Here is a 25319-nt window from a genome sequence, read left to right as displayed (position 1 = left end):
CTAAAAAACCCATATAAATCGTCAGATTTGAAACGATATATATGGGCTATTGCTAGATTAGGAGGATGGAAAGGCTATCTTTCTGAAAGAAAACCTGGCATCACAACCTTTTGGATTGGTCTGCAAAAATTTAATTCAGTAATGCAAGGTTGGAGACTCTTTACAGATGTGTCCAGACGGTAGGGCTTAACTGCCTCTTTTTTTATTTATAAACCAGCCAATTACATACGGTAAAATGGACTGAATTATTTTTACATACGAATTTGAAAAGTAATCAGTGTAAGATGAAACGAATCCATTTACAATATTTTGTGGTGTTATGCTTTCTTTAGTTCTCTGAAAACTTAAAACCAATTTCTGATAATTGATATCTTTTTCCAATTTCAGAATTTCTAAATCTCTGTCAATTTCAGCGTATGAGGAGTATTTTTTCTTTTCCATAATTCTCAATCGTTAAAAAATATTTCTGAAAATTTCTCTAAAATCGGACCTTCAACAATCTTATCTTTTATCAGAAAAAGTAAAATGGTGAACAAAAGATAGATCCCTCCTACTGCCAAAAATCCCAAAGCATTGCTTCCCAGTAAATCTCCAAAAGCATACGCTGCTGCAAAAGATCCAAAAAGCAAGACCATACTAAAACACAATAATATCAAAGTAAATTTGAAAATTAAAGTTGTTGATTTCATTGCTACTTTAAAACCCCAAAGTTTGTAGTAAGCTAAATGACTGTCAATGTAAACTTTAGTTTGTTCCTGAATTTTCTCGGTGTTTTCTTTTAACTCTTCAAAAGCCATAATTAGTTTTTTAAAATGAAAAAGCACAAAACTATCTTATAAAAATAAGACAATTATGTGCTTCTTTAATAATTATTATTTTTGAAGTTTAGCGTTTTGTGCTTTTAAATCAGCCAATTTAGATTCTAAAAAAGTGATTACTTCTTCTGTTTTATGGCTTACATTTGAAAGTAAATCATTTAAAGTTCCATCAAGATTTTGTGTTGCACCTGTGAATTTTTCACGCAGCACTTCAGAACTTGCCTGAAAAGAATCCTGCAGATTATGTTTTGCATCATCAATTCCTTCTTTAATTTTAGCACGGGTTTTTGCTCCTTTATCTGGAGCAAATAAAATTCCTAACGCTGCTCCTACTGCAGCACCAGCTAAAATTGCTGCAATTGTATTTGAATTATTTGACATGATATTTATATTTAAAGTGATTAATAAAGATACTCCTTTTTTAAAATGCTAAACTTTATAATTTAAAATTTAACAATATAATTAATACACGTAAGCAACTGCTTCATATTTTCCATCAGCCTTTTCAATAATACTCACAAAAGGATAACCATTTGAAGCTGACTTCGTTTTGATTCTCATAGCAGTCTGCTTTTGATTTGCAATTGGCGGTTCACCTTTTGTCCTTGTCGAGACTCCGGTAAAACTTGCTGCCTGCTTCAGCCCTATTGTCTTTTCCTGGGGAAGAACAGTTACCATTTTGTAATCGTCTTTTGAATCTACTATTATTTTATCAGAAATTTTTTGAGTTTGTTTTGTCTGCTTATTTGTAATAGATGAAACTGCATATTTGCTAATTTTAATTTCTTCAGAACTTCCGTTCAGCGAATAGTAAATTAAACCATTTTCGTTTTTAATAAAATTAACATCAAGTTGTTCACCATTGTGTTTTGTAATTTGATGAGTTTGAGAAATTGTAATATTTGCAAATAACATTGCTAGCGTAAAATATAAAATTTTCATGATAATTGAATTTAAATTTTTATAATTAAAATTTGTCAGATAGAATTATAAAACAATAATTGCCTAAAACTAATGCTATGGAAATTTCACAATTATAAAGAAATTTGAAAAATACCTTTTACGCGAAATATTATCAAAACAACTTCATAATAAAAATTAGAACATAAAATTTGCCGTTTCAAGAATTCAAATTAGAAATAATCTTAAAAACAAAAAGTATTGTCTTTTGTTTTCAAAAAATTCAACTTAGAATCTAATTGGAAATATCAATTTTATAAAATCATTTCTGACTTTTGGTATTGAGATAAAAATAGCAACTTTATAAACAATTGTATGTTAATAACCCGTTAAACTGACAAAAATAACGGTAAAACTTTAAATTAAAGCCATAAATAAACAATAATTCAAAAAATGAGTTATGTATCAACCTAAATTAAATATTACCTTAAAATCAATTTATGAAGGTTGAAATTAATCTATAAAAACTATAATTTTTAATATTTAAATAGTTTTTATGAATAATAATTAAAATTAATAATATTAAAAAATTTAATAAATTATTTTAATAAATAAAAATTAGTCCATTTTCCATTTTTATGAAGTGAAAAAACCAAAAAATTACAAAAAAAGACGAAACTTAAAATAAAGAGTTTTAAAAAAGGATTTCAAAAAAAAGGATTCAAGAGATGGATAAAATTAAAAATTGTCTTAAAATTAATTTATGAAAGTCACTTTTTAATTTAAAATATTTATAAAAAATATAATATTAATAGAAAATATAAATAATAAAAAAAAGCGCTTATAAAAAGCGCTTTCAATAGATTCTAATTATTATTTACTTTTTTACCATTTCAGATAAAATTTCAATTTCTCTCTCCAATGCATTTTTTGGAGGATTTGAATATAATTTTAAAATTTCATCATCAAATTGATTTTTGAAACTTTCATTTTCAATATCTCTTAAATTTAAAAGTGCTTTTGATCGAACATAAGTTGATTCACTTTTTAAAGACATTGAGTATAATTTTTTAATATCTTCTTCTTCAAAATCTGAAGATTTCCAGCTTGAATATTTCAAAATAAATTGAGAAAACAACAACGAAGCCTTATTATTGTTGATATTCTTCTTTAATGAATTTTGTAAAAGTGAAAAACTAGAAACATTTTTGATGTTCTCCCCTATTGCACTTTCAATTGCAATACGTTCCGGTTTAGTTTCAACTTTAAAATATTTGTTGATTTCTTTTAAAGAATTATTGATGCTGTTTTCTTCTTTTTTACCTTTTTCTTCCCAGGCATCTTTCAGTCCAACAGTTTTGTTAAATATTAGTTTTGAAGAAGTTGAGTCTTTATCAACAGTAAAATAACCTAAACGTTGAAACTGAAATTTATCTTCGTTTTGAACAGTCGCTAAACTTGGTTCAACAAATCCGGTTACAATTTCTAATGAATTTGGATTCACAAAATCTAAGAAATTTTTGTCTTTATAACTGTCCGGAGCTTCATCTGTAAACAAACGATCGTACAAACGAACTTCTGCTTCAAGAGCATGCTGAATTGAAACCCAATGTAAAGTTCCTGATACTTTTCTTTGGCTTGCTTCAGTCCCGCTTCCGCTTAAAGAATCAGTATCATATGTTACATGAATTTCTGTAATATTTCCTTCAGAATCTTTTATAACAGATTCACCTTTAATGATATAAGCATTTTTAAGACGAACTTCTTTCCCTAAAGTTAATCGGAAAAATTTAGCAGGAGCTTCTTCTAAAAAGTCTTCTCTCTCAATGTATAATTCACGAGAAAAAGGTACTTTTCTGAAACCTGCATTTTCATCTTCCTGATTATTTTCGGCTTCAAGCCACTCCTCTTTTCCTTCTGGATAATTGGTAATTACCAGTTTTACAGGATCTAAAACAGCCATTACACGAGGTGCAATTTTGTTTAAATCTTCACGAATACAGAATTCTAAAACCGATACATTTATTAAATTATCACGTTTTGCAATACCAATTGTATTGGCAAAATTACGTAAAGATACAGCTGTATAACCACGTCTTCTTAATCCAGAAATTGTTGACATTCTTGGATCATCCCAACCGTTAACATGCTTTTCCTTAACTAGTTGCTGTAATTTTCTTTTACTAACAACAGTATGTGATAAGTTACGTCTTGCAAATTCTCTTTGCTTTGGACGCAGTTTATTTTCATCTAAAATTTGATCTAAAAACCAATCGTATAATTCACGGTGAGGCAAGAATTCAAGTGTACAAAATGAATGTGAAATAGCTTCTAAATAATCACTTTGACCATGTGCCCAATCGTACATTGGATAAATTTTCCAGGCATCTCCAGTTCTATGGTGGTGTTTGTGTAAAATTCTGTACATGATAGGATCACGCATCAACATGTTTGTTGATTTCATGTCAATTTTAGCACGAAGAATATGTGTACCAGCCTCAAATTCACCGTTTTTCATTCTTTCGAATAAATCTAAATTTTCTTCAACAGAACGATTTCTGTACGGACTATCTGTACCAGTTGTCGATGGAGTTCCTTTTTGAATAGCCATATCCTCAGAAGACTGGCTGTCAACATATGCTTTATCTTTTTTAATTAATAAAACTGCCCAATCATACAATTGTTGAAAATAATCTGATGCATAACGTTCTTCTGCCCAAGTATAACCCAGCCATTCTACATCTTTTTTAATGGCGTCAACAAATTCCTGTTCTTCTTTTTCTGGGTTTGTATCATCAAAACGTAAGTTTACAGGTGATTGATAGTCAATACCTAATCCAAAATTTAATGCAATAGAACTTGCATGTCCAATGTGTAAATAACCATTTGGTTCTGGTGGAAAACGAAAATGAAGTTTAGTTTGTGAAAGACCTGATTTTAAATCTTCCTCTATGATTTGTTCAATAAAATTGAGTGATTTCTCTTCTGATGCCATTATTTTATAGTAATTTTAGCAAAGATAAAAAAAAGGTTTCAGGTTTCAGGTTTAAAGTTATTTAAGTGGCAGAAAACATGAAACGTTAAACCTGAAACTCAAAATTAATTTAATTAGTATTTTTGTATAAATATTCAGAATTATGAGACAATTAACTGTTACAATTCCAGACGATTTTTACGAAACTTTTATTAGTTTTTTCAAGCATGTTCCTGATGTTTCTATTGATGAAAATGTTGAGAATGAAATTCCGCTATGGCAGCAAGAAATGGTTTTAGAACGTATAAAAAATTCTAAACCAGAAGATTATATTCCTCTGGATGATGCTTTAAAAGAATTAGATAAAAAATGGCTGTAGAAGAAAATTATAAAACCATAATTCTTCCTAGAGCAAAAATAGAAGTAGACGAAGCTGCTTTTTATTATGAATCTACAAAAAAAGGTTTAGGCAAATTATTTTATAAAGAGTTTAAAAACTATGCTCTAACATTAAAAACATTTCCTCTTTTTGAAGAAAAATACAACATTGTTCGTACTTTACCTTTAAAGAAATTCCCCTACACCATTCATTTTACAGTTGATGAAATTAACAAAATAGTTGCTGTTCATGCTGTAACTTCTAATTACCAAGATCCAAATACTACAAGAATAAAATTATAAAAATGGGAGTTATTAAACTAAAAAACATTCGTACTTTTTCTTACCACGGATGTTTAATTGAAGAAGGAAAAATTGGATCTGATTATACAGTTGATCTAAAAGTGAAAACGAATCTTCAAAAATCAGCAGATACAGATCATCTTTTAGATACTGTTGACTATGTTCATTTGAACAAAATTGTTACCGAAGAAATGGCAATTCGTTCGCATTTATTAGAACATGTGGCTAAAAGAATCAATAATCGCGTACTTGCTGAGATAGAAACTGTAGAAAAAACAACAGTTTGGGTTTCTAAAATAAATCCTCCTATTGGCGGTGATGTTGAATCAGTTACCATAAAAATGACGGAAATTAGAAAGTAATTATTTTATTTAAAATCGTATTTTTTCAAAATAGTTTATATGAAACTTTTGAATTTTAAAGATTTTAGTTACTTTTGCCATCCGTTCAAGCAATGGCGTCGTGGCCGAGCGGCTAGGCTGGGCTCTGCAAAAGCTCCTACTCCGGTTCGAATCCGGACGATGCCTCTAAAACCTTCAAAGCAATTTGAAGGTTTTTTTTATGTTTAATTTTTAGATAAAATTAGATAAATATTAGCGTTCGAATCCGGACGATATCTCAAAAAGAGATATAGAAAAATGTGTCTCTTTTTTTATACCTTGTCCTTGTGAGAAACGAAGCAATCTCACTAATATGATATAAATTGTTGATATACTTCGTGAGATTGCTTCGTTTCTCGCAAGGACTTATAAACAAAAAAAACCTCTGAAATTCAGAGGCTTAATTTTATATTTTTGAGTTATTAACAACTACTTATTTTCAATCTTTTCGAAAGCATTTTTAACCATTTCTTTTTCTTTTGGAAACCAGCCTTGAGTTATTAACACTACTCCAAAAACCATTAAAACAATACTAATTCCTTTTTTGATTTTTAAGATATTAGTTGGTGTCATTTTAGATTTTAATTGTTTGGCTAGTAATATTTTAAGACAATCAACCAGTAAATAAGTTATGATTACCGAAGTAAAAAAAGTAAACATTCTTGTATTTTGCATTTCTAATTTTGGTCCAACTGAAATAATTACGGCTAACCAAAAACCTAAAACACCAATGTTGATAACGTTGAGTAAAAAGCCTTTTATAAATAAACTTCCGTAATTTCTTTTTATAATATCACGGTCAATTTCTTCATCATCAATTTTTTCTTCATTTCTTAATCTTACAAAAGAAATTACACCGTAAGCCAGCATAATTATACCTCCAAAAATGAAAAGAGCAGGTTTATCTTTTAAACTCTGAATTAATCTATAACTTCCTAAATAGGCAATTGCTATAAAAAAAATATCACCTAGAACTACACCAAGATCAAATACCAATGCGGCTCTGAACCCTTTTGTAATACTGGTTTCTAATAGTATAAAAAATACCGGACCTACCATAAAGCTTAGAAAAAGTCCCCATGGCAGTCCAGCCAGAATATCATTTATCATCAAATTACTAATTGTTATTTTACTTCTTCGATTTTACCTCCAAATACTGTTTTTTGATTTATTTGCTTTGGTTTACCATAAATGTAAATAGAGCCTCCTGCGCTTACTTTTGCATCAACAAGGGTTGATGCATTAACATCGGCTTTTCCGCCCGCAGAAACGCTTATTTTAGTTTGAGACGTGGCTAATTTACTTCCTAAGAAATATCCACCGGCTCCTAAACTTGCATCAAGGTTATCTGCTTTTCCTGTTGCGGTGATTTCTCCACCAGAAACTGAACTTACTTTCAGTTTATCAACATTCAAATCTACATTAATTTTTCCACCTTCCTGTGCGCTTACTTTAAATGAAGTTGCTTTTATGGCTTCTTTACTGATAACTTCTGCACCTTCATTAACATCAATCAGTTCAATATGTTTATAATACAAAGTAACTTCGAGATCATTTCCTGACAGCAATTTTGGAAAAGGCATTCTTAATTTTAACACACCGTTTTTATTTACAGCTTCCAGCTCTGCTTCTCTTGCTCCTTTTATAACAACTTTATTTTCAGATGACGGAATTAATTTTACACTTAATTTGTCGTAAACTTTTACGGTATCAAAATCTCCTAACTCTTTTGTAACCTGACCAAAAGACATTTGTACAAATAAAATTGCCGCTCCTATAATTAACTTTTTCATACTTTTATTTTTATAATTAAACTTTTATTCTGCTCTTCTTAAAAAATGAAAATCTAATTGTTTTTTAACCAAATCAGCATTTTTTACTTTCACATAAATTTCGTCCCCTAATTGCAAAATGCTGTTTGAAGTTGCTCCAACTAAGGCATATTGTTTTTCATCGAAAGTATAATAATCATCTTTTATCTCTCTGATTCTTACCATTCCTTCGCATTTATTAGAAACGATTTCAACATAAATTCCCCATTCTGTAACTCCAGAAATAACCCCAAGAAATTCTTCGTCCTGATGATCCTGCATGTATTTAACCTGCATGTATTTTATACTATCTCGCTCAGCATTAGTCGCTAAGCTTTCCATATTAGAACAATGTAAACTTTTTGTTTCATACGTTTCTTCGTCTACAGAAGCCCCGCCATCGAGATAATATTGTAACAAACGGTGTACCATAACGTCTGGATAACGACGAATTGGTGATGTAAAATGGCTGTAATAATCAAAAGCTAAACCATAATGACCAATATTATCTGTCGAATATTTAGCTTTACTCATACTTCTAATCGCAAGAGTATCAATTAAGTTTTGCTCTTTTTTACCATTTACTTCTTCCATTAAAGAATTCAATGATTTTGCAATATCGCCTTTATTTCGAAAATCAATTTTATAACCAAATTTAGCAATTACGGTTTGCATCGCAATTAATTTGTCTTCGTTTGGTTCGTCGTGAATCCTGTAAACAAAGGTTTTCTTTTGTTTACCAATGTATTCAGCCACTTTTCTGTTAGCCAAAAGCATAAATTCTTCAATTAGATGATTGGCATCTTTTGAAATTTTAAAGTAAACTCCTTCTGGTTCTCCTTCTTCATTCAAATTAAATTTCACTTCAACTTTGTCAAAAGAAATAGCACCTTGCTGCATTCTTTTCTTTCTTAAAATCTTAGCTAATTCATCTAATTTTAAAGTTGCCTCTACAATTTCATCCGAAACAACATAAGATTCTCCAGTAATAGAAATATCAACTGGAATTGTATTGTCTTTTGTTTCAATGATATATTGTGCTTCTTCATAAGCAAAACGCTGATCTGAATAAATTACTGTTCTTCCAAACCATTGGTTAATAACCTGTGAAGTTGGAGAAATTTCAAATACGGCTGAGAATGTATATTTCTCTTCATTCGGGCGAAGCGAACAAGCAAAATTAGATAAAACTTCAGGAAGCATTGGCACTACTCTATCTACTAAATAAACCGAAGTTGCACGTTGATAAGCTTCATCATCGAGGATTGTTCCTTCTTCTAAATAATACGAAACATCAGCAATATGAATTCCTATTTCGAAATTTCCATTCTCTAACTTTTTGAAAGACAAGGCATCGTCAAAATCTTTTGCATCTTTTGGATCTATCGTAAACGTAAGTGTATCACGCATATCACGACGTTTTGCAATCTCAGATTCCTGAATAGAAGTATCAATTTTTTGTGCGTACACTTCTACTTCTACCGGAAAATCGGCAGGTAAACCATACTCAGCTAAAATGGCATGAATCTCTGTATTGTGTTCTCCGGGTTTTCCTAAAACTCTAATTACAGATCCAAACGGACTATCAGCTCTCTTAGGCCATTCATCAATCTTAACTAAAACCACATCTCCATTTTCTGCTTCACCAATTTTATCTTTTGCAATAAAAATATCGGTATACATTTTAGGATTTGCAGTCGAAACAAAAGCAAAATTTGCCTGAATATCAATTACTCCAACAAATTCAGTTTTATCTCTTTCTATAACTTCAATAACTTCACCTTCAGGTCTTTTACCTTTTCTACGGTTATAAACGTAAACTTTTACTTTGTCTTTATCTAAAGCACGATTCAAATTATTAGTCGGAATAAAAACATCTTCTTCAAATTCGTCACAAATAAAATATGCCGTTTTTCTACTCGTCATATCTATCGTTCCTTCATAATAATCCTGACTAATTGCTTTGACTAAATATTTTCCAGGTTCTGTTTCTACAATCTTCTTTTGAGCTGCCAGAATTTTTAAATCTTTTATAATCTGGTTTCTGCTATTTGTATCGTCAAGTTCTAACTTCGCTCCTATCTGTTTATAATTAAATGGCTTATTGGCATTTTGCGATAAAATCTTAAGGATCTTCCCAGAGAAATCTTTCTCTTTTTTTATCGGCTTTCTAATTTTCTTACTCATATATCTTTTCTTATAAGGTTTAAAATTACAAATAAGAAATCAGATAATTCTTTTTAACAAATAGAATTATTAAAAATATAACTTTTCGTACATTTACAAAAAGACCTCATATGGAAAGCTTTAAGACGATCGCCGTATTCAATTATCTGCACGAAACAGTGGTTCTCAAACACTTACTTGAACAAGAAGAAATCCCATATTTTTTCGAAAATGAAATGACACTTTCTGTTATGCCGCTTTACTCAAATGCCGTGGGCGGAATCAAACTTAAAGTTCATCCAAACGATTTCGAAGAAGTGCAGCAAATTCTGGACAATCTAAACAATCCTCTCAAAATCGTTTAAACTTCTTCTTTTTTTCAACTCAAAAAAATTTTTTTTTCCTTTTCAACTTTTTTAGTTTTCAACATATATTAAATACAACAAAAAAGAAATTTTAAATTTAATTAATTTTTGATGGTTATTATAGCTTGTTAATATGTCGAATAAATTTATTTTTAAAAGTATTGAAATGAAGTTTCTCTTAGTTATTGGGAGTTATCAACATAGTTATATTTAGCTAAAAGATTAATTTATAAGACTTTTTGTATTTTAATTAACAACGGTTGACAACCAAAAATGAATTCATTTTGTAGATAAGTTCATATGCTGCTATTTGTTGAAAATGGCATTTTTGATATTGATAACTTTTCTAAAAATTCCTAAAACTTTATTAGGATTTTTAATTCCAATTTTGGATTAGGTATTTTTTTGACACAACCAAAAAAAACTTCTAATTTTCTATCTCAACTTATTAACAAATAATGTTAACTTAAAGTTAATTGAATATCAACGAATTACGATTTGGTATTAACATTCTAAAATTTTAACAAATATCTTGTCTATTCTTAATTGATTATGAGGTAGTTATGTAGTTGTTAAAAATGTTGATAAGTGTTAAGGTTTTGATATGATGTGAGTTATAAAAAAGCCAGTATTTAGTGGATTTACCGCAAAGCATACAAAGTTTTTACTCAAAGTTGATAAATTGAAATTTGGATAATCTTTGACTAAATTGTTGCTGCAAAAGAACACAAAGTTTAGTTTTAAAGGATTAAATTTTTGTAAACAAATTCAATTTTTATTTTTTAAAACACAGTAAAATGTTAGTAAGCAAAAAATTAGTGAAAATTAGTGAAATTCGTGGCGAACATTTATTAATTAAGTAAATTTGCATAACACAACTTAATAGTATAGAAAAATGAAAATTTCGATAGGAAACGACCACGCAGGACCAGAATATAAAAAAGCAATTGTGGCAATGCTTGAAGCAAAAGGATATGAAGTAACGAATTATGGAACAGATACTGATGCTTCTGTTGATTATCCTGATTTTGGACATCCGGTTGCGAATGATGTATCTGAAGGTAAAGCTGATTTTGGAATTGTTATCTGCGGAAGCGGAAACGGAATTGCAATGACGGTTAATAAACACCCGAAAGTGAGAGCTGGATTATGCTGGACTAAAGAAATTGCGTATTTAACACGTTTACACAACGATGCTAATATTGTGAGTATTCCGGCGCGTTTTACTTCTATTCCGCAAGCAGTTGAAATCGTTGAAACTTTTTTAACGACTGCATTTGAAGGTGGAAGGCACCAAAACAGAGTTAATAAAATTGCTTGTTAATAAGAGTCGAAAAAAAATCGGGTGCTTCGCACCAAATAAATAGAAACACACCGGGCGGATTTTTTAAATTCATCCGGTTTTTTATTACTTACAATGTAAATCTGATTTATGTACTGATCAAATTAACGTTAATTAGGTTAATTAAATGACTCAATTAATGTTAATTGAGTCAAAGTAATGACTGAATTAATGTTTTTTACTTATATTTGTATTCTAAATTATAAGCCAATTAAAATGAAAAATCATTTAAAAAGAGCTGTTATTGAAGAGTTTAATAAAAAACTAGTACCCAATAAGGTTTTGATTTTGCTTGGAGCCCGTCGTGTTGGTAAAACAGAATTAATTAAAAGTTATTTAAGAGAAATACCATCCGAAAGTTATCTGCAGCTTAATGGAGAAGATATCAATGATGTAAATTTATTAAAAGAACGATCTGTTAATAACTATAAAAGATTACTGTCTGGTATTGATTTACTGGCTATTGATGAAGCTCAAAATGTTCCAGAAATAGGGATAATTCTAAAACTGATTGTGGATACAATTGACGGAATTAGAATTATTGCTACAGGATCTTCGATGTTTGATTTAAGCAATAAATTAGGCGAACCTTTAGTTGGAAGAAAAAATACTATTTATTTATTTCCGTTAGCACAAATAGAATTTTCTGAAAAGGAAAATTACAAACAAACACTTGAAAATTTAGAAGAAAGATTACTTTTTGGAGGTTATCCCGAATTGATACAATACGATAATTGGGAAGATAAAAAGGAGTATCTTTTTGAAATTATCAATTCATATTTATTGAAAGATATTTTGGTTTTTGAAGGTATTAAACATGCAGATAAAATTTATGATCTACTTCGTTTAATTGCGTATCAGGTTGGTAAAGAAGTTTCTATACAAGAATTAGGCAATCAATTACAGTTGTCTAAAAATACGGTAGCAAACTATTTAGATTTACTTTCGAAAGTATTTATTCTTTTTAAAATAGAAGGGTTTAGTAGAAATTTGCGCAAAGAAATCGTAAAATCAAGCAGATGGTATTTTTATGATAATGGTATAAGAAATGCAATTATTAATAATTTCAATACTTTAGACTTAAGAAATGATGTTGGCGATTTATGGGAAAATTATTTGGCTTACGAAAGAATTAAGAAACAACATTATCAAAAAATAAAAACCAGTAATTATTTCTGGCGAACCTATGACCAGCAAGAAATGGATTGGCTCGAAGAAATAGGAGATAAACTGGAAGGATTTGAATTTAAATGGAGTGAAAATAAGAAAGCTAAAATTCCAACTGCTTTCGCAAAAGCTTATCCTGAAGCGGTTTTCAACCTTATTAATAAAAGTAACTACTTAGATTTTATCACTTAATTTCAAATAAACTAAAACAGCCTGAATCAAAAAAATCAATGAGAATTTTACAATAAATGAGGTTTTACTCGTTTTATGTCTAAAGAAAAACATTGCTGTTAATAAACCGGGTGTTCCTCCAATCGCTTCAAGAAAAAACAAAGTATTTTCGGGGATTCTTCGTTTATTTTTTCGGGCCAGATATTTATCATAACCGGCAAGAATAAAAACGATGATATTTATAAATAAAAAATAGAGTAAAAAAATTTCCATTGGCATAATATTAAAAACAAAGATATTAATTTAGCCGAATCATTGATTAATTTCCGAATTAATTTTAACAAGTAAATTACATCAATTTATAATTAAGAATTTATTTCATTAAAGTATGACTAATATTCAATTCATTGCCAAGTCTGTTCAGGCACCTGCAGTTAGTATTCAAAACACTGTAAAATTACTAGAGGAAGATTGTACAATTCCGTTTATTTCGCGTTACCGAAAAGACATTACCGGGAATCTTGACGAAGTTGTAATTGAGCAGATTGCAAAATTGCAAAAAGATTATGATACACTTGTAAAACGTAAAGAAGCAGTTCTAAAATCTATTGAAGAACAAAAAGCGCTTACGCCAGACTTGAAGAAAAAAATTGAAGATAGTTTTGATTTACAGGAAATAGAAGATTTTTATCTTCCGTACAAAAAGAAGAAAAAAACAAAAGCCGATGTTGCCCGCGAATTTGGTTTAGAACCTTTGGCAAAATTGATTATATCTGAAAGTGATGTTGATATTGATTTCCTTTCTACACAATACATCAATGAAAATGTTATTAACGAAGAAGCGGCCATTCAGGGCGCAAGAGATATTGTAGCGGAATGGATTAACGAAAATATTTACGTTCGTAAACAGCTACGAAGATTGTTCCAGAGAAAAGCAACTATTGGAACTAAAGTCGTAAAAAAGAAAGCGGAAGAAGAAGGCGCACAAAAATTCAGTCAATATTTTGATTGGGAAGAATCTTTAACAAAAGCGCCAGCGCATCGTTTACTAGCAATGCTTCGTGCAGAAAATGAAGGTTACATCAAAATGAAAATTGATGTTGATATCGATGATGCTTACGATGTAATTGATGAAATCATCATTAAAAAACAAAATAATACAACAGCTCATTTGCAATTAGCAATTGAGGATAGTTACAAACGTTTGTTGAATCCGGCAATTGGAAATGAAACTTTGCAGGAAGCAAAAGCAAAAGCTGATGCCAATTCTATTCAGGTTTTTGCTAATAATTTAGGACAATTATTATTGGCTCCGCCTTTAGGAGAAAAAAGAATTTTGGCAATCGATCCAGGATTTAGAAGCGGATGTAAAGTAGTGTGTCTGGACGAAAAAGGCGATTTATTATACAACGAAACGATTTATCCGCACGCACCTCAAAACGAGGAATCGATGGCGATAAAAAAAATCCGTTCGATGGTAAATGCGTATCAAATTGACGCGATTTCTATCGGGAATGGAACGGCTTCAAGAGAAACGGAATTTTTCATAAAAAAAATCGCGTTTGACAAACCAGTGCAGGTTTTTATTGTTTCTGAAGCGGGAGCTTCGGTTTATTCAGCATCAAAAATTGCGAGAGAAGAATTTCCAAATTATGATGTAACGGTTCGTGGATCAGTTTCTATTGGGCGAAGACTTTCAGATCCTTTGGCTGAATTGGTAAAAATCGATCCAAAAGCAATTGGAGTTGGACAATATCAACATGATGTTGACCAAACTAAATTAAAAGAAGAATTAGACAGCACGGTAATTCGCTGCGTAAACTCGGTTGGAATCAATATCAATACAGCGAGTAAACATTTACTAAGTTATGTGAGTGGAATAGGAGAGAAGCTGGCCGAAAACATTGTACAATACCGTTCTGAAAATGGACCTTTTGAAGACAGAAAACAGTTGAAAAAAGTGCCGCGTTTAGGAGATAAAGCCTATCAGCAAGGAGCAGCGTTTATTAGAATTACAAATGCTAAAAATCCGCTGGATAATTCGGCGGTGCATCCGGAGGCTTATCCGGTTGTAGAAAAGATGGCGAAGGATTTGAATCTTTCGTTAAATGACTTAATTGCCAATAAAGATAAAACGGTGCTTATTAAGCCCGAAAAATATGTTACACCTGAAATAGGTTTACTTACGTTAAAAGATATCATAAAAGAGCTTGAAAAGCCTGGATTAGATCCAAGAAAGTCGGCTAAGGTTTTTGAATTTGATGCGAATGTAAAATCGATCAAAGATTTGAGAACCGGAATGATTCTTCCGGGAATTGTTAATAACATCACCAATTTCGGCTGTTTTGTTGATATCGGAATCAAAGAAAGCGGATTGGTCCACATTTCGCAATTGAAAGCCGGTTTTGTAAGCGACGTAAACGAAGTGGTAAAATTACATCAGCATGTTGATGTTAAGGTTACTGAGGTTGATGAAGATAGAAAGAGAATTCAGTTGACGATGGTACTTTAATTATTTGTAAATTTGTAAAAACTCAATTTTTCAATGGATTATAGATTAGAACTACTTGAAGATGATAAAAAATTTGAAAGTTTAGTAAATACAATTTGCCAAAAAATTTTAGGTATTGCTGTTATAGAATTCTCTGAAGGTAAAGATGGTGGAAGAGATGGAAAATTTACAGGAACAGCGCAAAACTTTCCTTCAAATATAGATTCGTGGAAAGGGAAGTTTATAATTCAAGCAAAGTTTACAACAAATAGCCAAGCATCTTGTTCAGATAGAGAATTTGAAAAACTTATAGATCTTGAAATACCAAAAATAAAAAAATTAAAAGAAAACGGAGAAGTTGATAACTATTTAATTTTTACAAATAGAAAATTTTCAGGAATAACAGGTTCAAAACTATTGAATAAAATAAAAAAAGAAACAGGTTTAGTTAATGTAGAAATAATAGGAAAAGAAACCATTAATAATAGATATTTGAATCAATTTAATGATATTGTTAAATTATTTGACTTAAATAAACATCATATTCCTTTTGAATTTTCTGAAGAGGAAATTAAAGATATTCTTTTAGAGTTTAAAAAACAATTACCAGAAATAACGGAAGAAATAAAGACTAAAATTGAGAAAGTTAAATATGATTTTGATAAAATTGAAATAGAAGAAAAAAATAAAAAAAATTCTTTAAGTAAAGATTATTATGAGAACGAGATTTTATCTAAGTCACTTTTAGAGTTTACAAAGATTCAAAATTTTTTAGAAGATGATAAAAACTCTGAATTAAGAGATTATTATTTTGACATTACTTCTGAATTAAGTAGTTTGATTACTTTAAAAAGAGATGACTTTAACATGTTTGATGAAGTATTAGTTTTTATATATCAAAAGATGGCTGATGGTTCTTATGAATTAAAAGGAGGAAAAAGACATATTTTTACATTATTACATTATATGTATATGAATTGTGAAATTGGATTAAAATGATAAAACCAACTCGACATACAAATCCGGATTATTCAGTTATCAATATAAGTGCATATATTATTAAATTATTAAAAGCACAATATAGTATAGAGTATGATAAATTATTAGGAAAAGTTTGTAATGAATTAGGAGAGAAAGCAAAAGAAAATTATCCCTATGCTTTAAATTTTTTATTCTTATTAGATAAAATTAAATATCTAGAAAAAACAGATACATTTATTTTTAATGAAGCTAAGTAAATTATATAGTAATCAAGAGAAGTTTAAAAACATTTTGTTCAATTTGAATGGATTGAATGTAATTTATGCTGAAGTTCAAACAGACCTAAAAGATAAAAAAAATTCACATGATTTAGGAAAAACGAAAGTTGCTGAATTAATAGATTTTTTATTATTAAGAAAAATTGACAAAAAAGATTTCTTACTTAAATTAACCAATATAGATAATAAATCGATATTTAATGATTATATCTTTTATTTAGAAATCGAACTAGATAACGGTAAATTTTTGACAATAAAAAGAGGAATTGAAAGTAACACAAAAATATCATTCAGTTTATTAGAAAAGAGAAGCACAGATTTTTTTCCACCTACAAAATTTGATTATGAAAATATTTCAATTGATAAGGCAAGAGAAATTTTGGCTGATTTTTTAAATTTTAATTTTTTCTTTGACAAAAACTATGATTATAGAAAAGCATTAAGTTATAATTTAAGAACTCCTCCTGATGATTATAAAGACGTTTTTCAATTATCAAAATTCTCAAATGGTAAACATAAATATTGGAAGCCTTTTATTTTTGATTTGCTGGGGTTTGATGGAGAACTGCTATTAAAAAAGTATGAAAATGATGAGGAGATAGAAGAAATAAATGGTTTTATAGGAACTTTAAAAAGAGAGTATAAAATAGATAAGAAAGACAGGGACTCTTTAATTGCTGAAAAAATTTCAATTGAGGAAAATAATGCAGAAATTGAAAATAAAATAGATGCATTTAATTTTTATGAACAAGATAAAAAACTAATTCAAAATGGTATATCGGACATTGAAAATTCGATAAGCGAATATAATTCATTATCATACAATTTGAATTTCGAAATTGATAAATTAAAAAAATCAATTCAAAATGATTTTGCTTTTGAATTAAATAAAGTGCAAAAGGTTTTTGAAGAGACAGGTATATATTTTGGTGAACAGATTAAGAAAGATTATCAAGAATTATTAGATTTTAATTCTAAAATAACAATTGAAAGAAATAAATTGATAAAAAAAGTATTAGTTAAGAAACAAAAAGAATTAGTACAAATAAATTCAAGTTTAAGTGAACTAAATTCAAAAAAGGAGAATCTTTTATCTGTTTTACAAGATACTGACACCTTTAAGAAATTTAAAACTTACCAAAAAGCCTTAGCAAAAACAGAAGAAGAACTTAATAATGTAAATTTAAAAATAAGTTACATAGATTTAATTTTCTCAAAAGAGGATGAAATTGAAACAAAAAGAGGTGATATTGAAGAAACAATTGACAAATTAAAATATTTGTCCAGACATACAGAAGAAAACAATAAATATGAAGATATAAGAAAAAAATTTCATTCATATTATAAATTTATTATGGATGAGAGTGCTAATATTTCTTGGCATTTAAACTCAAGTAATAATATTGAATTTCCACCTCCTAAAGTACAAGATAACACGAACAAAAATACAGCAAAAGGAGAAGGAACAACATATAAAAAATTATTATGTGTAGCTTTTGATTTAGCTATTTTAACAAGTTATAATAATCAACCTTTTTTTAAATTCATTTATCATGATGATGTCCTTTCAACACAAGACAATGGTATTAAATTAAGATTATTAGAATTAATTAATAATCTTCTAAAGGATTTTGATTTTCAATATATTTTATCTGTTATTAAATCAGACTTACCAATTGACGAAGAAGAAAATATTCTATACTTTGAAGAAAATGAAGTTGTTTTAAGATTAAATGATGTGAGTGAAGAAGGAACTTTATTTGGATTTAGTTTTTAATCACAATAAAGATATCCATAAATATAAAACAAAAAATCCCAGACTACAATTAGTAATCTGGGATTTTTAATAACTTTTACGTTATTATTTTGTTTCTTCCTCTTCTTTTTTAGCAGGAGCTGGTTGATCGTCTTTAGCAGCGTTTTTAAATTCCTTAATTCCACTTCCTAAACCTTTCATTAATTCTGGAATTTTTTTACCTCCAAAAAGTAATATCACAATACCTACGATAACAAGGATTTCTGTAAGACCTAATCTTCCCATGACTATTATATTTAATGCCGAAGCAAATTGATTTTTTATTTTCACCGCAAAGGTATATAGAATATACGAACAAGAATGGTTTTTGGATTAAAAAATTTCTTTTTAAGAGCGTTAAATATTTTATAAAATCATTATATTACTGCAAATGCTCATTTTTCGCAAGCATCAACAATGCGATTAATTACTATATTTGCTCGTATAAATAACCAAAATGGCTAAGAAAAAAAGGAATTTTAGGAAAAAATTATTCATCAAAAACCGACTGGTAATTTTGAATGAAGATACTTTTGAAGAAATTTTTTCCTTCAGACTTACATTAATGAATGTGTTTGTAATGTTTACTTTAGGCGGAATATTTCTTATTTTGGTTACTACTTTCATTATTGCATTTACTCCTTTACGAGAATTTATTCCGGGTTATTCTTCTTCTCAATTAAAAAGAAATGCGACAGAATTGGCCATAAAATCAGATTCATTAGAAACGGCTCTCAAAAAAAATGAAGCTTATATAAAAGGAGTTCAAAAAGTTTTAAGTGGTCAGCTTGAATACGCAAAATTTAATAAAGACTCTATTATAGGTGAAGCTGATGAACCTTCAGATTTAAATATGAAAGCTTCTGAAGAAGAAATTAAATTAAGGGAAGAAGTGGCAAAAATAGAGCAGGAGACAAGCCAGAAAAAGGGCAAGAAAAACAAAAGTGACAAAAAATAATACCACAAAAAATGTCAATTAAATCGATAGCAGCAAAAATATTTGCCCGCAAAATATATAATCAAACTCTTTCCTGGGCAAATAAACCAGTTGAAACTCAACTAGAAGTTTTTAAAAGTCTGATTGAAAATGCGAAAGAAACCGAATTTGGAAAAGACCACCATTTTGATAAGATAAAAACATTTGAAGATTTTCAAAAAAATGTTCCCATTCGCGATTATGAAGATTTAAAAAATTATATCGAAAAGGTTAAGGTTGGCGAAGAAAATATTTTGTGGAAAGGAAAACCCATTTATTTTGCCAAAACATCCGGAACAACTTCTGGTGCTAAATATATTCCGCTTACAAAAGAATCAATGCCTACGCACGTCAATGCGGCACGAAATGCAATTCTTCATTATATTAATGAAACTGGAAAGGCAGATTTTGTTGATGGTAAAATGATATTTTTACAAGGAAGTCCTATTTTGACTGAAAAACACGGAATTAAATTTGGAAGACTTTCGGGTATTGTAGCGCATTTTGTTCCGAAATATTTACAAAAAAACCGAATGCCATCTTGGGAAACCAATTGTATTGATGACTGGGAAACAAAAGTAAATACAATTGTAGGCGAAACGATTAATGAAAATATGTCTGTGATTTCTGGAATTCCGTCTTGGGTACAAATGTACTTTGAGCGTTTACAGGAAAGAAGCGGCGGAAAAAAAATAAGCGAAATCTTTAAGAACTTTAATTTGTTCATTTACGGAGGTGTTAATTATGAACCTTACCGCGCCAAGTTTGAGCAAATGATAGGTAAAAAAGTAGACAGCATTGAGTTGTTTCCTGCTTCTGAAGGGTTTTTTGCGTATCAGGATTCTCAAAAAGAAAAAGGAATGCTTTTATTATTGAATTCCGGAATTTTCTACGAATTCATTAAAGTCGATGAATTCTTTACGGAAAATCCAAAAAGATATACAATTGGCGAAGTAGAACTAGGCGTAAATTATGCTTTAATAGTTTCTACAAATGCCGGACTTTGGGGTTATAATATTGGCGATACGATTCAGTTCACCTCTTTGGCTCCGTATCGTGTCATAGTTTCAGGACGTATCAAACATTATATTTCTGCTTTTGGCGAACACGTAATTGCAAACGAAGTCGAAAACGCCATGAAAGAAGCAACGGCCGGAACTAACATTGTAATAAACGAATTTACAGTTGCGCCGCAAATCACGCCGGCAAACGGATTGCCATATCATGAATGGTTAATAGAGTTTGAAAAAGAGCCGGAAAATATAGAAACTTTTGCAGAAGCGATCGATGATTCGATGCGAAAACAAAATATTTATTATGACGATTTAATTACCGGAAACGTTTTGAGAAAAGTTGTTATCAGCAAAGTATCTAAAAACGGATTTCAGGAATACATGAAATCGCAAGGAAAATTAGGCGGACAAAATAAAATTCCGAGATTGTCGAATGACAGAAAGATTGCGGATAATTTGAAATAAGGATGAAATTTGGATTTTCACACACCATATGAACAAGCTCGAAAAAGAGACTGTGATTTTATAGTCCAATATCGTTTTTTTTCTCCAGAAGAAGGCGGAAGACCAACTGGAACTCCAATGCAGGGATATCGTTCTGATTTTATGTATTCTGGCGATGAAAAAGCCAGACAACAATGGATAATCTGGCCAGAGTTTTTGGATGATAAAGATAATGTCATTTTAGATAAATCATTACGGGTTCCAGCTTCAGGAAAAGCAAAAATGTGGATATTAAATGATGCACTTACAGAACTTCATAAAGGACGAATTAAAATTGGATTAAAAGCCTTTTTCATGGAAGGACGATATATCGCAGCAGAATGTGAAGTCATTCAAATTGTAAATCCTAATTTGAAATAAACGTTATAATTAAATCACATTTCTAGTTTTCAACTAAAAATAATATTAATATTTCCTACTTTCGCTTGTCAAAGTTAGAATGATCTTCACTATTTCGAAGATTTTTAAAATAAAATAGAATGAAAGAAACCAAACATATATCAAGATCAAGAGCTCAGGAATCATCTGCAGCGATAGAAAAAATGTACATTACAATGCGCCATTTATTCAACCGTGGTTTTTACAAACCAATGGGAGTTTCTGGCGACAGCTTACGTGAATCATTATTGGCTTTACGTCCAGAAATCTACGGAAATATTGCCGAAGAAAAAGTAGAACTAAACGGGCTTTTATATGTTATAGAGCGTCTTCCGATAGGAATTGAACAATGTAGATTCATTAACTTAACTTCAGACGAAGGATATTCTAAATCACATTTTCAGCCAATTGTTCCTCCAAAAAGAAGAAGAAATTGCTACAGAATAGACGAAGAACAAATGAATGTTGAAATCACGCGCGGACGCTCGGACATTTATGATATCCTGACGCATTTGACTTTTATTTTCATAGAATCTCACAAAATTAAAAACAGAGTTTTAATTGACGACGGAGGAGAAGTTTCACGCGATTGGCTAAAATTAGAACAAGCCGTTACGCAGACAAAAAAGCTTTCGCAGATTGAAAAAGAAAAAGCAATTTCGCACGTTGCCAATATTCTAGCCAGAACTTTTGAAGAAGTTTTAGACATTTACGATGCCTTTGGTTCAGAAAATGCACCAGATCGTTTTCTGCATGTTATCTATTGGTTAGGAAAATTAGCGATCGAAGAAATTGTAGAAAACAATAAACGAACCATAACTTTTAGTCCGGTTTTACGTGAACGTCTTGGACATCATATTCACGGAGAAATCTGGGCCACAAACATCAAGGAAGTTCTAAAAGCAAACAATCTTTTAAAACGTCCAATTCATGTAATAAGTGCCAACATGCACAGTGTGATGAACTCGATTTTTGCGACGCCTTTGTTAACATCAAAATACAAAGGCAAAACAGATTTCTTTATTTATGAAGAACTAAGCAGTTCAGGTTCAAAAGAAATAAGAACTCAGGTTGAAGAATTAGCACTGAAAAATGGAATGATTTCTTTGCCAGATACTTCTGGAACAAATATCGACGTTCAAATTTTTGATACTGCTAAAATTGACTGGTCAAAAACGGCATTTTCATATGCCAATATCGACGAAGATAAACCGGTAATTATTGTAATGGATTATGCTTTTGGAGAACAGGCTTATGAAACAATCGATGAGCTTTTAAAACCATTTAAAAAAGAAACATTACTAAACGTAAAATCAGTTTCTATTATGGGTAAAGCCGGAATTCTGGAAGGAGGAAAAGGCGATATCATGATTCCTTCGGCACATATAAATGAAGGAACGGCTGATAATTATTTCTTCGAAAATGAATTGACAGGCGCGATGTTCGAAGGAAACGACATCGATATTTATGAAGGAGCAATGGTAACAGTTTTAGGAACGTCATTACAAAACAGAGATTTGTTGAAATTTTTCCACGAATCGACCTGGGGCGTAATTGGTCTTGAAATGGAAGGTTCGTATTATCAAAAAGCAATTCAGTCGGCATCAAAAATTAGAAAAAGCGTGCCGCACGATATAAAAGTTCGTTATGCATATTATGCTTCAGATAACCCATTAGAAACCGGAAGTACATTAGCCTCAGGCGGATTGGGAACAACAGGTGTAAAACCAACTTATTTGATCACAATTAAGATTTTAGAGCAGATTTTCAACATCAAATAAAACCAAAAATGAGTACAAAAGTACCACCAAATAATACAGATCAGGAGATTGACCTATTTCTAATTTCAAAAAGTATAGGTAGATTTTTTGATAGAATAAATACTGCTATTTTTAGATCGATTCAGTTTTTAATTCGAAATTGGATCATTGTTATAACATTACTTTTATTCGGATTTGGATTGGGGTGGTATTTGGACTCAAGTAAGAAATCATTTCAAAATCAAATTATTGTAACACCAAATTTTGGAAGCGTTGATTATCTGTATTCGAAAATTGATTTAATTGATGCAAAAATTAATGCCGGTGATACTGTTTTTCTAAAAAAGGTTGTTGGAATTTCTCATCCTAAAGCAATCAATAAAATTGAAATTAAACCTGTTTCGGATGCTTTTAAATTTGTAGAAGATAGAGAACAAAACTTTGAACTTATAAAGTTAATGGCTGATGAGGGTGACATCAATAAAATTTTAATTGATAATGTTGTAAGTAAAAATTATACTTATCATACAATATCTTTTATTTCAAGTGAATTAGTTAATGAAAAAGACTTTATAGAACCGTTATTAAAATATTTAAATTCTTCAGAATATTTTGATTCTGCCCAAAAAATAGGGTTTAAAAGCATGAAACAGCAAATTGCTCAAAATGATACTATTATTGCTCAAATAGATAATGTTTTAAGCGGTTTTTCGAATACAGTAAAAAACACGAATAAAAATGATAAATTGGTTTATTATAATGAAAACACCCAATTGAATGACCTTATAAAAACCAAACAATATTTAGTTGTTGAGCAAGGAAGAAACAGATTAAAATTATTAAGTTTTGATAAAACAATTAAAGAAATCAATTCTACTTTAAATATAAAAAACACAAAGTCGCTCAATGGTAAATTAAAGTTTATATTACCTATTTTGTTTCTTTTCTTTTTTCTGTTCTCTAATTTTCTTTTTAAATTTTATAAGAAGCAGTTATTAAAAGAGAAATCAATTAAATCATAACAAAGAGTATACAGGTAATAATTTACTTATGGATAAGTTGAACTGATAAGAAAACGAATAGACTCTATTATTGGTTATTAATTGTATTTATAGACCAATTTGCTAATAATGAAAAAGAATACAATAATAGATTATCTAACATATGGTTCAGGACAGTTAATAAACTTAATTGCACCGCTATTAGTGGCTCCAAAAGTCATTTCTGTATGTGGTATTGAAAATTGGGGTAAAATTGGCGTTGCATTATCTGTTTTTACATTATTAGGATTGTTTATTGATTTTGGTTCTAATATTCTGGGAGTTAAAGAAGTCAGTATTAATAAAGACAATTTTTGCAAAATTCAGGAATATTTAAACACTTCGTTTGCGATTAAACTCATTAACTTTTTTATACTTTTTCTAGGTATCTTTTTGATAAGTTTGGTTTTTAATAACATTGATAAAAAGCTTTATTTACTAGCTCTAACACTTTTATCTGGCCAATTTTTCAATATTACATGGATTTATCAAGGACTAGAGAAATTTGGCATTATAAATAGACTTATATTCTTTTCAAAAATAATTTACGTCTTAATAGTTTATCTTTTAATTCGACAGAAGGAAGATTATTTTCTAGTTTTATTTATACTAGGAACATCAAATACCTTAGTTTATTCGTTTTTTTTTATAAAAATATGGAGATCATATAGACTGTCTCTTTTTAATGCGAAAAGACATTCAATTATAAAACAATTTAAAAATGAATATCCTATACTGATATCTAACTTTTCTATTGCAGCATATGTCCAAAGCCCAATTTTAATAATTCAATATTTACTTGGTGATTATTACGCCGGAATTTATAAAATTGGCGATATGATTCTCAACATTTTTCGAAGCTATTTATCTGTTTTCTTTAATGTTAGTTTTCCTAAATTTTGTGAGAGTTACAGTAAAAGCAAAAAAGAAGGGATTTTATTTTTAAAAAAAATAAACGGTATTAATATTTCACTATTAATTTTTGGAGTTGTAGTTATTTTAACCGGCGGCGTTATTTTTATAAATAACTATATAATAGATGATAAAATTTATAACCTTCTGGGGTTTTATTCAGGTTTTATAATAGTACCAATTATTACGGCTTTAAATATTCCTTTTTATCAATATTTAATTTACAAAAATGAACAGAAGTTATTATCTAAAATTTTATCTTTCGGCTCTGTAATGATGTTGTTATTGGGTTATTTTTTGACCTTATTTTTTAAATTACAGGGAAGTTTGACTGCCGTTTTTTTAATAGAAGGATTGATCACAACTTTGATAATACTATTTTGCTTCCAGAAATACAAAATTAAAGACATTTAAAA

At 29.6% G+C, this 25319-nt stretch carries 26 protein-coding genes, 1 tRNA gene and 1 pseudogene; 18 read left to right on the top strand and 10 right to left on the bottom strand.

All coding sequences use genetic code 11. The features are described 5' to 3' along the window. Positions 1-183: pseudogene (locus BUE10_RS08585) on the top strand (hypothetical protein); the annotation flags it as partial. A gap of 3 nt (positions 184-186) precedes the next feature. On the opposite strand, the gene BUE10_RS08580 reads toward BUE10_RS08585, so the two are convergent. From BUE10_RS08580 to BUE10_RS08560, 5 genes are all read right to left on the bottom strand, one after another. Then, entirely contained in the window at positions 187-441 is a 255-nt protein-coding gene (locus BUE10_RS08580; RefSeq protein ID WP_073484155.1) for a DUF6327 family protein, read from the bottom strand. Between the two features lie 5 nt (positions 442-446). Beyond that, on the bottom strand, positions 447-797 hold the full coding sequence (locus BUE10_RS08575) for a competence protein (protein ID WP_073484152.1): 351 nt from the start codon (positions 795-797) through the stop codon (positions 447-449). Between the two features lie 75 nt (positions 798-872). Continuing rightward, a complete protein-coding gene (locus BUE10_RS08570) occupies positions 873-1199 on the bottom strand; it encodes a YtxH domain-containing protein (RefSeq protein ID WP_073484150.1) in 327 nt (108 codons plus the stop codon). Positions 1200-1280: 81 nt separating this feature from the next. Continuing rightward, entirely contained in the window at positions 1281-1760 is a 480-nt protein-coding gene (locus BUE10_RS08565) for a hypothetical protein (protein WP_073484147.1), read from the bottom strand. Between the two features lie 835 nt (positions 1761-2595). Continuing rightward, positions 2596-4713: a glutamine--tRNA ligase/YqeY domain fusion protein gene (locus BUE10_RS08560; protein WP_073484144.1), complete on the bottom strand. Its 2118-nt coding sequence runs from the start codon at positions 4711-4713 to the stop codon at positions 2596-2598. A 142-nt stretch (positions 4714-4855) separates the two neighbouring features. Here BUE10_RS08560 and BUE10_RS08555 point away from each other — a divergent pair, with 142 nt between their 5' ends. The 4 genes from BUE10_RS08555 (at position 4856) to BUE10_RS23995 (ending at position 5900) form a co-directional block, all read left to right on the top strand. Continuing rightward, a complete protein-coding gene (locus BUE10_RS08555) occupies positions 4856-5071 on the top strand; it encodes a hypothetical protein (RefSeq protein WP_073484141.1) in 216 nt (71 codons plus the stop codon). Then, a complete protein-coding gene (locus BUE10_RS08550) occupies positions 5062-5373 on the top strand; it encodes a hypothetical protein (protein ID WP_073484138.1) in 312 nt (103 codons plus the stop codon). Before BUE10_RS08555 ends, BUE10_RS08550 begins: the two co-directional genes overlap by 10 nt. A gap of 2 nt (positions 5374-5375) precedes the next feature. Next, on the top strand, positions 5376-5735 hold the full coding sequence (folB, locus tag BUE10_RS08545; protein WP_053474332.1) for a dihydroneopterin aldolase: 360 nt from the start codon (positions 5376-5378) through the stop codon (positions 5733-5735). 94 nt (positions 5736-5829) lie between these two features. Next, a tRNA-Cys gene (locus tag BUE10_RS23995) sits at positions 5830-5900 on the top strand. Positions 5901-6182: 282 nt separating this feature from the next. Here the strand turns inward: BUE10_RS23995 and BUE10_RS08540 are convergent. Genes BUE10_RS08540 through rnr form a run of 3 tightly spaced genes read right to left on the bottom strand, consistent with a single transcriptional unit; the run spans position 6183 to position 9751 of the window. Next, on the bottom strand, positions 6183-6863 hold the full coding sequence (locus tag BUE10_RS08540; RefSeq protein ID WP_073484135.1) for a LysE family translocator: 681 nt from the start codon (positions 6861-6863) through the stop codon (positions 6183-6185). Positions 6864-6877: 14 nt separating this feature from the next. Further along, complete coding sequence (locus BUE10_RS08535) at positions 6878-7546, bottom strand: head GIN domain-containing protein (RefSeq protein WP_073484132.1); 669 nt, start codon at positions 7544-7546, stop codon at positions 6878-6880. A gap of 24 nt (positions 7547-7570) precedes the next feature. Continuing rightward, on the bottom strand, positions 7571-9751 hold the full coding sequence (rnr, locus tag BUE10_RS08530) for a ribonuclease R (RefSeq protein WP_073484129.1): 2181 nt from the start codon (positions 9749-9751) through the stop codon (positions 7571-7573). A gap of 110 nt (positions 9752-9861) precedes the next feature. On the opposite strand from rnr, the gene BUE10_RS08525 reads away from it, so the two are divergent. The 3 genes from BUE10_RS08525 (at position 9862) to BUE10_RS08515 (ending at position 12796) form a co-directional block, all read left to right on the top strand. Beyond that, a complete protein-coding gene (locus BUE10_RS08525) occupies positions 9862-10095 on the top strand; it encodes a putative signal transducing protein (RefSeq protein ID WP_073484127.1) in 234 nt (77 codons plus the stop codon). An 895-nt stretch (positions 10096-10990) separates the two neighbouring features. After that, positions 10991-11419, top strand: coding sequence for a ribose 5-phosphate isomerase B (gene rpiB / locus BUE10_RS08520; protein ID WP_073484123.1), 429 nt, complete (start codon positions 10991-10993; stop codon positions 11417-11419). Between the two features lie 234 nt (positions 11420-11653). Further along, entirely contained in the window at positions 11654-12796 is a 1143-nt protein-coding gene (locus BUE10_RS08515; protein ID WP_073484121.1) for an ATP-binding protein, read from the top strand. On the opposite strand, the gene BUE10_RS08510 is transcribed toward BUE10_RS08515, so the two are convergent. Then, the gene (locus tag BUE10_RS08510) at positions 12779-13048 is read right to left on the bottom strand and encodes a DUF1294 domain-containing protein (protein ID WP_073484240.1); all 270 of its coding nucleotides are present in this window, start codon (positions 13046-13048) and stop codon (positions 12779-12781) included. The two genes, BUE10_RS08515 and BUE10_RS08510, sit on opposite strands and share 18 nt — an antisense overlap. Positions 13049-13163: 115 nt before the next feature. Between BUE10_RS08510 and BUE10_RS08505 the strand changes: the two genes are divergently transcribed. From BUE10_RS08505 to BUE10_RS08490, 4 genes are read left to right on the top strand one after another with little or no spacing between them, the layout of a single operon-like run. Further along, on the top strand, positions 13164-15287 hold the full coding sequence (locus BUE10_RS08505) for a Tex family protein (RefSeq protein ID WP_073484119.1): 2124 nt from the start codon (positions 13164-13166) through the stop codon (positions 15285-15287). Positions 15288-15320: 33 nt separating this feature from the next. Then, positions 15321-16265: an ABC-three component system protein gene (locus tag BUE10_RS08500; RefSeq protein WP_073484117.1), complete on the top strand. Its 945-nt coding sequence runs from the start codon at positions 15321-15323 to the stop codon at positions 16263-16265. Next, positions 16262-16504, top strand: a complete 243-nt coding sequence (locus tag BUE10_RS08495) for an ABC-three component system middle component 8 (RefSeq protein WP_073484115.1) — start codon at positions 16262-16264, stop codon at positions 16502-16504. Before BUE10_RS08500 ends, BUE10_RS08495 begins: the two co-directional genes overlap by 4 nt. Next, positions 16491-18302, top strand: a complete 1812-nt coding sequence (locus tag BUE10_RS08490) for a DUF2326 domain-containing protein (RefSeq protein ID WP_073484113.1) — start codon at positions 16491-16493, stop codon at positions 18300-18302. The genes BUE10_RS08495 and BUE10_RS08490 overlap by 14 nt, the downstream gene beginning before the upstream one ends. A gap of 84 nt (positions 18303-18386) precedes the next feature. Here BUE10_RS08490 and BUE10_RS08485 read toward each other — a convergent pair whose 3' ends face one another. Continuing rightward, positions 18387-18566 carry a Sec-independent protein translocase subunit TatA/TatB gene (locus BUE10_RS08485; protein ID WP_068841718.1) on the bottom strand — a complete coding sequence of 60 codons (180 nt, stop codon included), beginning with the start codon at positions 18564-18566 and terminating at the stop codon, positions 18387-18389. A gap of 211 nt (positions 18567-18777) precedes the next feature. Here BUE10_RS08485 and BUE10_RS08480 point away from each other — a divergent pair, with 211 nt between their 5' ends. The 6 genes from BUE10_RS08480 (at position 18778) to BUE10_RS08455 (ending at position 25317) form a co-directional block, all read left to right on the top strand. Further along, complete coding sequence (locus BUE10_RS08480) at positions 18778-19278, top strand: peptidase (RefSeq protein ID WP_073484111.1); 501 nt, start codon at positions 18778-18780, stop codon at positions 19276-19278. A gap of 11 nt (positions 19279-19289) precedes the next feature. Continuing rightward, a complete protein-coding gene (locus BUE10_RS08475) occupies positions 19290-20774 on the top strand; it encodes a GH3 auxin-responsive promoter family protein (protein WP_073484109.1) in 1485 nt (494 codons plus the stop codon). Positions 20775-20783: 9 nt separating this feature from the next. Further along, positions 20784-21173, top strand: a complete 390-nt coding sequence (locus tag BUE10_RS08470; protein ID WP_073484107.1) for a hypothetical protein — start codon at positions 20784-20786, stop codon at positions 21171-21173. Positions 21174-21292: 119 nt separating this feature from the next. Continuing rightward, positions 21293-22972, top strand: coding sequence for a DUF6909 family protein (locus BUE10_RS08465; RefSeq protein WP_073484105.1), 1680 nt, complete (start codon positions 21293-21295; stop codon positions 22970-22972). An 8-nt stretch (positions 22973-22980) separates the two neighbouring features. Beyond that, on the top strand, positions 22981-23973 hold the full coding sequence (locus tag BUE10_RS08460) for a hypothetical protein (RefSeq protein WP_073484103.1): 993 nt from the start codon (positions 22981-22983) through the stop codon (positions 23971-23973). A gap of 108 nt (positions 23974-24081) precedes the next feature. Beyond that, positions 24082-25317, top strand: a complete 1236-nt coding sequence (locus tag BUE10_RS08455) for an oligosaccharide flippase family protein (RefSeq protein ID WP_073484101.1) — start codon at positions 24082-24084, stop codon at positions 25315-25317. The last annotated feature ends 2 nt before the right edge of the window (positions 25318-25319 follow it).

Source organism: Flavobacterium sp. CF108 (genome assembly GCF_900129795.1).
GTDB lineage: Bacteria > Bacteroidota > Bacteroidia > Flavobacteriales > Flavobacteriaceae > Flavobacterium.
This window is presented reverse-complemented; position numbering and strand designations above follow the sequence as displayed.